The organism is Rhodococcus sp. Leaf233 (genome assembly GCF_001426165.1).
Lineage (GTDB): Bacteria > Actinomycetota > Actinomycetes > Mycobacteriales > Mycobacteriaceae > Rhodococcoides > Rhodococcoides fascians.
The window spans coordinates 147772-155014 of sequence record NZ_LMRO01000002.1; the positions used below are offsets into that span (position 1 = coordinate 147772).

The following is a 7243-nucleotide window of genomic DNA, read 5'->3' on the forward strand; positions in this document are numbered from 1 at the left end:
AAAAATAGTCGATATATTTCTCTCGGGAGACGAGGACCCGGGACGCGATCATGCGTTCCGGGTCCTCGTCGCATGAGCGATGGGTCAGACGATCCGACTGGTGCCGGCTGCAACGAATTGGTCGAGTTGACACTGGGCAGCGGGTTTGTCCGTGCGCTGACGAATGAGCCGCGGTTGCACCAGGCGGGGATGGCTGGGGTCGGTGACGTACAGGAATGTCACCACCCACACCTCGCCAAGGGACAGACTCCCCTTACCGATCGTCGACGCGGAACCGACCTCGACAAGAGTTCCGTGCTCGTCGTGAACCGAGAGGGTGGCGGACTCCTTGGTGGCATGAAGGCCGGAGATGACGACGTCGACATCCTTGACCAGCTTGTGCTTGAGTAAGCCCGTCGAACGACGTCCCTGCTCGTAAGTTCCGGCCCCTCGACGTGCGATGAGACCTTCTCGCTGCTGCAGTACCGCGTCGGCGAGCATCAGAGTCTTCGCCTCGGGACTTGAGGCGACCGGTGCCAGCACCACGGGCGAGCCTACGATTCGGTCCGGCACCGGGATCACGAGAAGGTCGGCGATGACCTGCAGCGCCTGATAACGAGCGATGAAGGGGTCACTCTCGGTGACCCAGGTCCGCAACCCGGATGCGAATGCGAGGTCGAACAGCACGAGAGTGCGGCCTACGACTTCTCCGTCGAACACCCACCGACCCCGACGTAGCGCCGTGAACGGCAACAACTGAGCACGACCTACGTTACGAATCTTGTTTTCGCCCTGCCGATTTAGCACATTGATCCGGCCATCGGTGACCTCGATGAGGACACGGTCTCCGTCGTACTTGAACTGAGTGACCCAGGTATCGGAGTCCATCACCTCGTCGAGATGAGCGGGAGACAACGTCGCGGCCAGCATGGGCCGCAGAGGTAAGCCCACTCCAGCTACTGGGTCGGCGGCCGACCCAGTGAAGACGGCGGCGAGAGCGGAATCCACGGCAACAGTCAGATCTGGCAGCGTTTCGGGGCCCAGATCGACAGCCGCGGCGGGTTCTTGGGACACGCCGGCCGCAGCCTTGTCCTTCGAAACGGGTAGCTGCTGCGCCAGCTCGTCGAGAACCCCGAGATCATCTGGACCCACAGGTCGATCAAGCGTCAGCGAACCGGCCTTGTAGGGGACGTAGCCCTTCTTGACCTTCGAGGTGAACTTGGCGGCAGCAGCTTTCGCGGCAGCGTCCTCGGATGCGACTTCGATCAGCTTGGTGAACGTACCGATGGTGCCGTTGCGTCCGTACTGCGTCACCCAGGTCGATCCCAGGACGTACGTCCGGTAGAACTTGTCGTTGCCCGCTCGCGGGTCGATGTACTGGGCTTCGGTGATGTGAATTGTGGTGCTCATAACAGTCCGTCCCGCATGTGTTGCTCGAAGTCGGCGTTGCTGAGTCCGGCGATGTGGTGCAACGAGGGCGGTGTGACGGGAACGATGTCGAATTCGTTCTCGGCGAGCACAGAGGTGCGTACGGCTGAGCTGGCGGGTTGATCCCATTCGACGACGTACTTGCGCACGCCGTTGCTGTACCCAGCGAATCGGGCGACAGTGCCATAACTGGACTCGTGGTCCAGTTGGCTACGGAACGCGATACGCGTGCCGTTGTCGATGATGAGCAAGTCTGTCATCGGAGTCTCAATTCATATTTCAGGATGTTCGAGGGCTTTGAGCGGGGGTTAAAGGCTGTGGGTGGCACGAATCGGAGGCGAGCTCAGCCGAAGGAGAAGGTCTCACCGACGAGATGAGCGTGGTCGGCGCAGTCGACGACTGTGACCTCGTGAATGCCGTCGATGTTGGCGTAGATGGCGTCGCCTTGACCGGTGAACGGAGACAGCTCATCGGCTGCCCAGTCCTCGAGGTCGTCGGCACCAGGAGGCGGAGGGTTGACTGTGACGGTCTCAGTACGGGGCGCGAACTCATCGCCGTTGGCGTAGGTGTCCTCGATTGTGATGGTGATCTGCATGGGTGGGCTCTTTCAGTTCGGGTGCGGTGGGGAAGGTCGCCGTCGGTCAGGGCGTCACAGCGGGCTCGTCGGCGGCTTCGTCACCGATGACGCGTGCCCCGTCGACGACGCGGACGGGGACGGCCTCAGCGGTCCGCAGAGCCCGAATTTCCGTGTACGGGATCCGGTCGGTCCAGCTGCCGCCGACGATGGAGCGGATGGCGACGGTCTTCGCGTTGACGCGTACGACCTCGTTCCACTTGCCGATGTAGTAGACGTGGTCACCCTTGGTCACGACGTCTGGATTGAAGGCGGTGACCTTGCCGTCTGCGATGTGCTGAGCTCGGACACCCTCCCAGTAGGCGAGGTCGTCGGTGGTGCGCTCGATTTCTGCAAGAACACGATCGCGGTGGGCGCCCTCTGCCGGAGCGTGTGACTCGAGGTACTTCTCTCCGGTTTGACTGTTGGTGAACAAGGTGCGGGTGTGGCCGTCGCGGGCACGCTCATGACCGCGAAGTTCAGCGGCGAGCTTCGCGATTCTGCGAGCTACCGACACCGGGGCGTAGCGAGAATCCGTGGTCCCGGCCGCGGCGTCGGCCCGGCCACGCGCCCGGGCGGCCTCACGCTCGGAGAGCACGGCCTTGCCGAGCTTGTTCCAGGCCTTGTCGACAGCGTTGCGGTGCCGACTCTCGCTGTGGTGGCCGATTTTGATCGGTTCGCCACCCTCGGGCAGTGCGGCATACGCAGCCCGCTCGGCATCCCAAGCAGCCTCGGCTACGCCTGCCTTGCGCTCAGCCTTCGCACCGAGCGCCTCGACACGACCTTCCTGGCGGGTGATCTTGTCCGACTCGACCTCGGCCGTTGGCCGGTACGTGTCGTCGATCGTGATCTCTACGTCGAACCCGGCACTGCGCAGCGCCGAAGCCGTCGCGTTGATCTGCGGAAGCTTGGCCAGGCGGTCTCGCGAATGCGGGATGTACCAGGACACCAGATTGCGTGACCAGCGCCAGCGCTGCGCTTTCAAGATGTCCGAAGAGCCGTCGCCTCGAACTGTGCCCTCGATGAGGGTGCCTTCGGCATGGGTGTGGGTGATGGTCAGTGAAGTCACGTGAACGTTCCTTTCGGTGAGTGGGGGTCCAGCGAGCGAGCGCGAGAGCAGCACTCCATCCGGGCCGCGTACTAGCGGCCGATTAGGTGATGTCAGTTTGTGAAGAATAAAAACCCGATAATCGCAACGACTATCTCTTAGTGGACTTCTACGACGCCTCTTTCAGGGCCAAGTTCGCCGTCCTCATGTCGTTAAACACGAGGTTTGCGTCACATCGGTGACTAAACCATCGACCCTCTGGCAACGGCTCGTTGAACGACGCCACTATTAATCGATAAACCCACATATGGAGCCCCGATATAAATGTTCGGGAGTAACTTCGGGGCCCGATGTGCCTCCGCCCGAAGTCGCTACCTCGTCGTCCGGCAACCAGGTACCGACGGGTCCCCCGTTCCGGGCGTGAGCGACCATCCCGCGCCCGTCTCGACTCGGGTCTCGGGCGCCGGCCACGGCCGGGGTCCGGGACCGCCAGGTGCGGCTGGCCGACTCAATGCCATGAAGCGGAAGGTCGACACGCTCGCTCGGATTTCGGCCACGCCGGGCCATGCAACGGGAGGGATACGTGGTGTCGGCGGGCTTCCCGCAGCACCCTTCGGGTGCCGGCCACCGGGCTGCCCCGGTCGTGCGCTTCCCACCCCAGCGAGGTTGCTTGCGACCTGACAGACGGAGGTGGAAATCCCACTCTCTGACTGCTGCCCAATGAAGCGCGAGCGGAGGCCGTGACGTCACATCTACAGGTCACAGACAGACCTCATTCTCCGATTCGAGCTGTCTCCAGCCGCGCGGTGCAAGAGGTGGTGCAGGACGGCTCCGAGTCCGGTGTGGGCCGCGAGCCGAATCGGACACGATGCCCCTCGGCGGCGGCATTTTTGCAATCTCGGATTCCGCAATCACGGTTTGCGAGGCGTCGGAACATCCGACGCTCAGGACGGTCCGGCCGACACGAACTGGTCACTCCGCGGGTGCCGCGGGCGGCAGCAGCGGTCTCGATTTCCGGCCCCACCCGTCACAGCAACGCGCGCCAGGGGCGCGATACGGGCCGGCAGGACGCAGCAGCAGCCACAGGACACGAGCGAGCGAGTGACCGTCCCCGGAACGGGCCGCAGGCGCGCCAGCGCCGAGCACCGCCGGTACGGAAGCAGCAGCGTCCCCAGGGCACCCCGCAGGGGTCGACGTAGGTGAACGAGGGAGGGCGCGCCAGCGGCCGGAGGAGAGAGCCGAAGGCGATGAGGACCCGAGCGCAGCGAGTGGCGACGAGGCGCCAGCCGAGGAGGTCGTCCCGGCTCTGCCGGGCAAACAAGGGTGTAGTGAGCGAAGCGAACGGAACCCGCCGTGCGTCACGACTCCTTATGCCCTTTTAGTGTGGAGCCACAGCAACCGACCCAGAGCGTTAGCGGCGGGAGGTTGCGGCCGTGGCGATCTGGGGAAACATAGCAGAATCTCCGTCCTTGCGACCGGTCGCAGACCGGCGACAGCCGCCCGGAACGGGTGGTCGCAAGGACGGTATCGATGTCGTGTTTCCCCAGCCTGGAGCGGTGACGCCTTGCGCCCTGTGAGCCAGGAGCCTGACGCAGACGGCGCAAACCCCGTTTTTGGGTTTGTGGCGGTCTCAGAGCCGCTGGGAGCGCAGCGACTGGCGGGGCTGCACCCATGGTGGCGTCAGGGTCACACGGGCCGCGCCAGCGGTCCGTCTCAGCACGGTGACGCCGTGCCCGCGGCGTCAGCCGCGGTCCCCCGGGTGGGTCTCTATCTCAGAGCAGCAGGCGGCCTCGGCCGCCGTCCCCACCGTCCGCGCAGGTGCAGTGGTCTCGTGGGTCCGATGCCCGCGCGTCAGCGCGCCCGAGAGAGTAGATGGCATCGGTGAGGGCCCCACGAGAACACGGAACCGGAGCGGTCCCGGCACGAACAGGCCTCGATGGCCGAAGGCCACCTCGACCCTTGCCGGGTCGGTGAAGTCCCTGTCGTTCCCCCGGTGTGGCGGAGAGTCTCGACCGCGCGTGAGCGCCGGCGGTGCCGCCCTCGGCAACCGCCTCGGGCTCAGGCCTGCCGCAGTTCTTCGCGGCAGACCGTCACGGGCGCGCAGCCGCCCGGCCGCAGGCATCTCCCAGACGTGTCACTGCCCCGCTCGACGGGCTCCGAAGCCTCGCCGCTGGCAGCTTCGAGGGGTGATCCGGCCGCCCGGTGACGTCACAGCGTCGGCGGCCGTCCACGGTTCGGTCGCCCGCCTCAGCGGGTGGCGTGATCAGGGCTGCGAACGGTCGCTGCGAGTGGGATCTGACGGCCCGGCAGGGCCGCTCCACAGGCCCGGCGAGACCCCGTGCGGCGTGCCAGCTTCACCGGCCGGCCGCACGGCAGCAGGGTTGGGTCGGTCTCGCTTCTCGGGGCTGTCGCAGCCATCGGGCTGCGGGGGTCGGCTGCGGCCCGATGGCTGCGGACGGAACGGTCACAGGCGGGCTTCTCCGGCGCACGTGGGTGGCGGCCGCAGCGCATTTCTGCGGACGACGGTGGCCCCCGGGCCGCCGGCCAGATCACCGGTATCGCATCGAATATCTGGTGCCCACGTGCGCCGGAGAAGTCTGTTTTATCGGTGTCGCGGAGTATCTCGCCTGTCCGCTTCGACTCGGTTTATCTCGCGTGGCTCAGAGACGTCAGTGAAACCTCTTTATGGGTCATAATCGGCAAACTGAGCCGCTCTTATTGGAGTCCGAACATTCACATTCAGTGCGAGAACATGTACTGCTTTTCGGTATTCGGCAGTTGTCCGAAATCGAGCGCTCCTATCCGCTGAAAAGTCGGTCTCGACTATCTTGGAACAGTATTTTTGTGCGTGCTGCGGGGCGTTGGTGGCGATTCTGGACGTGACGAACGGCCAGGTCAGCGGCTTACGGCATGGGAATCGGCCATGCCTTGCTTCGGTGGGCAGCCTTGAGTCGGAGTGACCGTGCTGTAGCCGGTGTATATCCGTAGTCCCGCCGCTCTACATCCACGGTGCGTCCGTAGCGCCGCCGCACGTGGGCGAGAGCCTGTGGATATCCGTTGTATATCCGTAGTACCGGCTGTTGCACGGAAATACAGCGGCACAGATCGAGTTTGTCGCCGACACGGCGGTGCTTGTCGGCTGTCACCAGTGCGGCCACTGCGTTCGGCGGATATCCGGACTGTGTGGGAAAAAACAGAACCCGCACTCTGCCGGGGGCAGAGTGCGGGTTCGTGCGGTGGACGTGGTCCTTCGATCGGGTTCGTTGTGCTCCGTGAACGTCAGTGTGCGATCTGGTCGAGTTCGTTCACGCCCATTCAGGCGTACACGGGTACGGCGACCGAGACGAGGCGTTCGAGCTGTGTGAGCACGCCGGCTGTACTTTCCAGCGCCATGCCGCCGTCGCCGAGCACCCAGGACATGGCGTCCAGGTCGGTGCCGCTCAACGTGACGGTGGTGTTGTGCTGCTCCGGATCCGCGAATTCGACTCCCGCGATGGCGAGCTGGTCCGGCGTGATGTCGTTGAGCCAGGCCACGGCATGGAGTGCGTCGCCGATCTCTGCAGCGGATTCTCCGAGATCGATGGGGTAGGCCTGCCACAGGTTGTCGACCGGAAGCGTTCGTGCGGGGAGGACCAGCAAGGTCAGTGCTGCGCGGTCGATCGTGGTGAGGGTGACAGTCATGGCGTTTCTCCTGCTCGGACGGCTCTGTGACGACGGCGGGGGTGCCTGATCGCGTCGATGTTGCTTCGAGGTCGGCTTCGCCGACTCTGACGTCTGGCAGACGAACGGCGATGTCTGCGGCCATCGAAATTGCGGCTGCGCCGTCTGCTGGCGCAGCCGGCGAAAAAGAAGACCCGCACCTGCCGTGGAGGCAGGTGCGGGTTCTGGGTGAGAGTTCGGTCAAGAACGGTGTCGCCACCGACGCTATTCGCAGCCGACACCGTCGCCGTCACCGTCGAACTTGGTGCTGAAGCCGGGTTCTCCGACGCGAATCGGTGCGGCTCCAGCGGCACGAACAGCAGCGCAGTTCTTGTAGGTGACGTTCGACGGTGCGGGTGCCGGCGGTGCCTCGACCGGAGCCGGCGCAGGAGCCACCGGTGTCGGCTCAGTGGACGGGGCCGCTTCCGCGACTGCGGCGGCATTGCCGCCGCAGTCGCCGAGAACCCGAACGATGG

At 64.8% G+C, this 7243-nt stretch carries 6 protein-coding genes; all 6 read right to left on the reverse strand.

The window, feature by feature from the left end; all coding sequences use genetic code 11:
* Positions 1-84 precede the first annotated feature (84 nt).
* Entirely contained in the window at positions 85-1389 is a 1305-nt protein-coding gene (locus tag ASH04_RS06130) for an ATP-dependent DNA ligase (RefSeq protein ID WP_057473062.1), read from the reverse strand.
* Entirely contained in the window at positions 1386-1667 is a 282-nt protein-coding gene (locus ASH04_RS26760; RefSeq protein WP_057473063.1) for a hypothetical protein, read from the reverse strand. The genes ASH04_RS06130 and ASH04_RS26760 overlap by 4 nt, the downstream gene beginning before the upstream one ends.
* Positions 1668-1750: 83 nt before the next feature.
* The gene (locus ASH04_RS06140; RefSeq protein WP_057473064.1) at positions 1751-2002 is read right to left on the reverse strand and encodes a hypothetical protein; all 252 of its coding nucleotides are present in this window, start codon (positions 2000-2002) and stop codon (positions 1751-1753) included.
* A 46-nt stretch (positions 2003-2048) separates the two neighbouring features.
* On the reverse strand, positions 2049-3089 hold the full coding sequence (locus ASH04_RS06145) for a DUF3560 domain-containing protein (protein ID WP_057473065.1): 1041 nt from the start codon (positions 3087-3089) through the stop codon (positions 2049-2051).
* Between the two features lie 3294 nt (positions 3090-6383).
* Positions 6384-6749 carry a hypothetical protein gene (locus ASH04_RS06150; RefSeq protein ID WP_057473066.1) on the reverse strand — a complete coding sequence of 122 codons (366 nt, stop codon included), beginning with the start codon at positions 6747-6749 and terminating at the stop codon, positions 6384-6386.
* A 243-nt stretch (positions 6750-6992) separates the two neighbouring features.
* A partial coding sequence (locus ASH04_RS06155) for an excalibur calcium-binding domain-containing protein (protein WP_162247519.1) occupies positions 6993-7243 on the reverse strand: 251 nt, incomplete at its 5' end.

Bases quoted from the DNA above. Each gene is read 5' to 3' on its own strand.
- ASH04_RS06130 (WP_057473062.1), bottom strand. From the start codon at position 1,389: ATGAGCACCACAATTCACATCACCGAAGCCCAGTACATCGACCCGCGA.
- ASH04_RS26760 (WP_057473063.1), bottom strand. From the start codon at position 1,667: ATGACAGACTTGCTCATCATCGACAACGGCACGCGTATCGCGTTCCGT.
- ASH04_RS06140 (WP_057473064.1), bottom strand. From the start codon at position 2,002: ATGCAGATCACCATCACAATCGAGGACACCTACGCCAACGGCGATGAG.
- ASH04_RS06150 (WP_057473066.1), bottom strand. From the start codon at position 6,749: ATGACTGTCACCCTCACCACGATCGACCGCGCAGCACTGACCTTGCTG.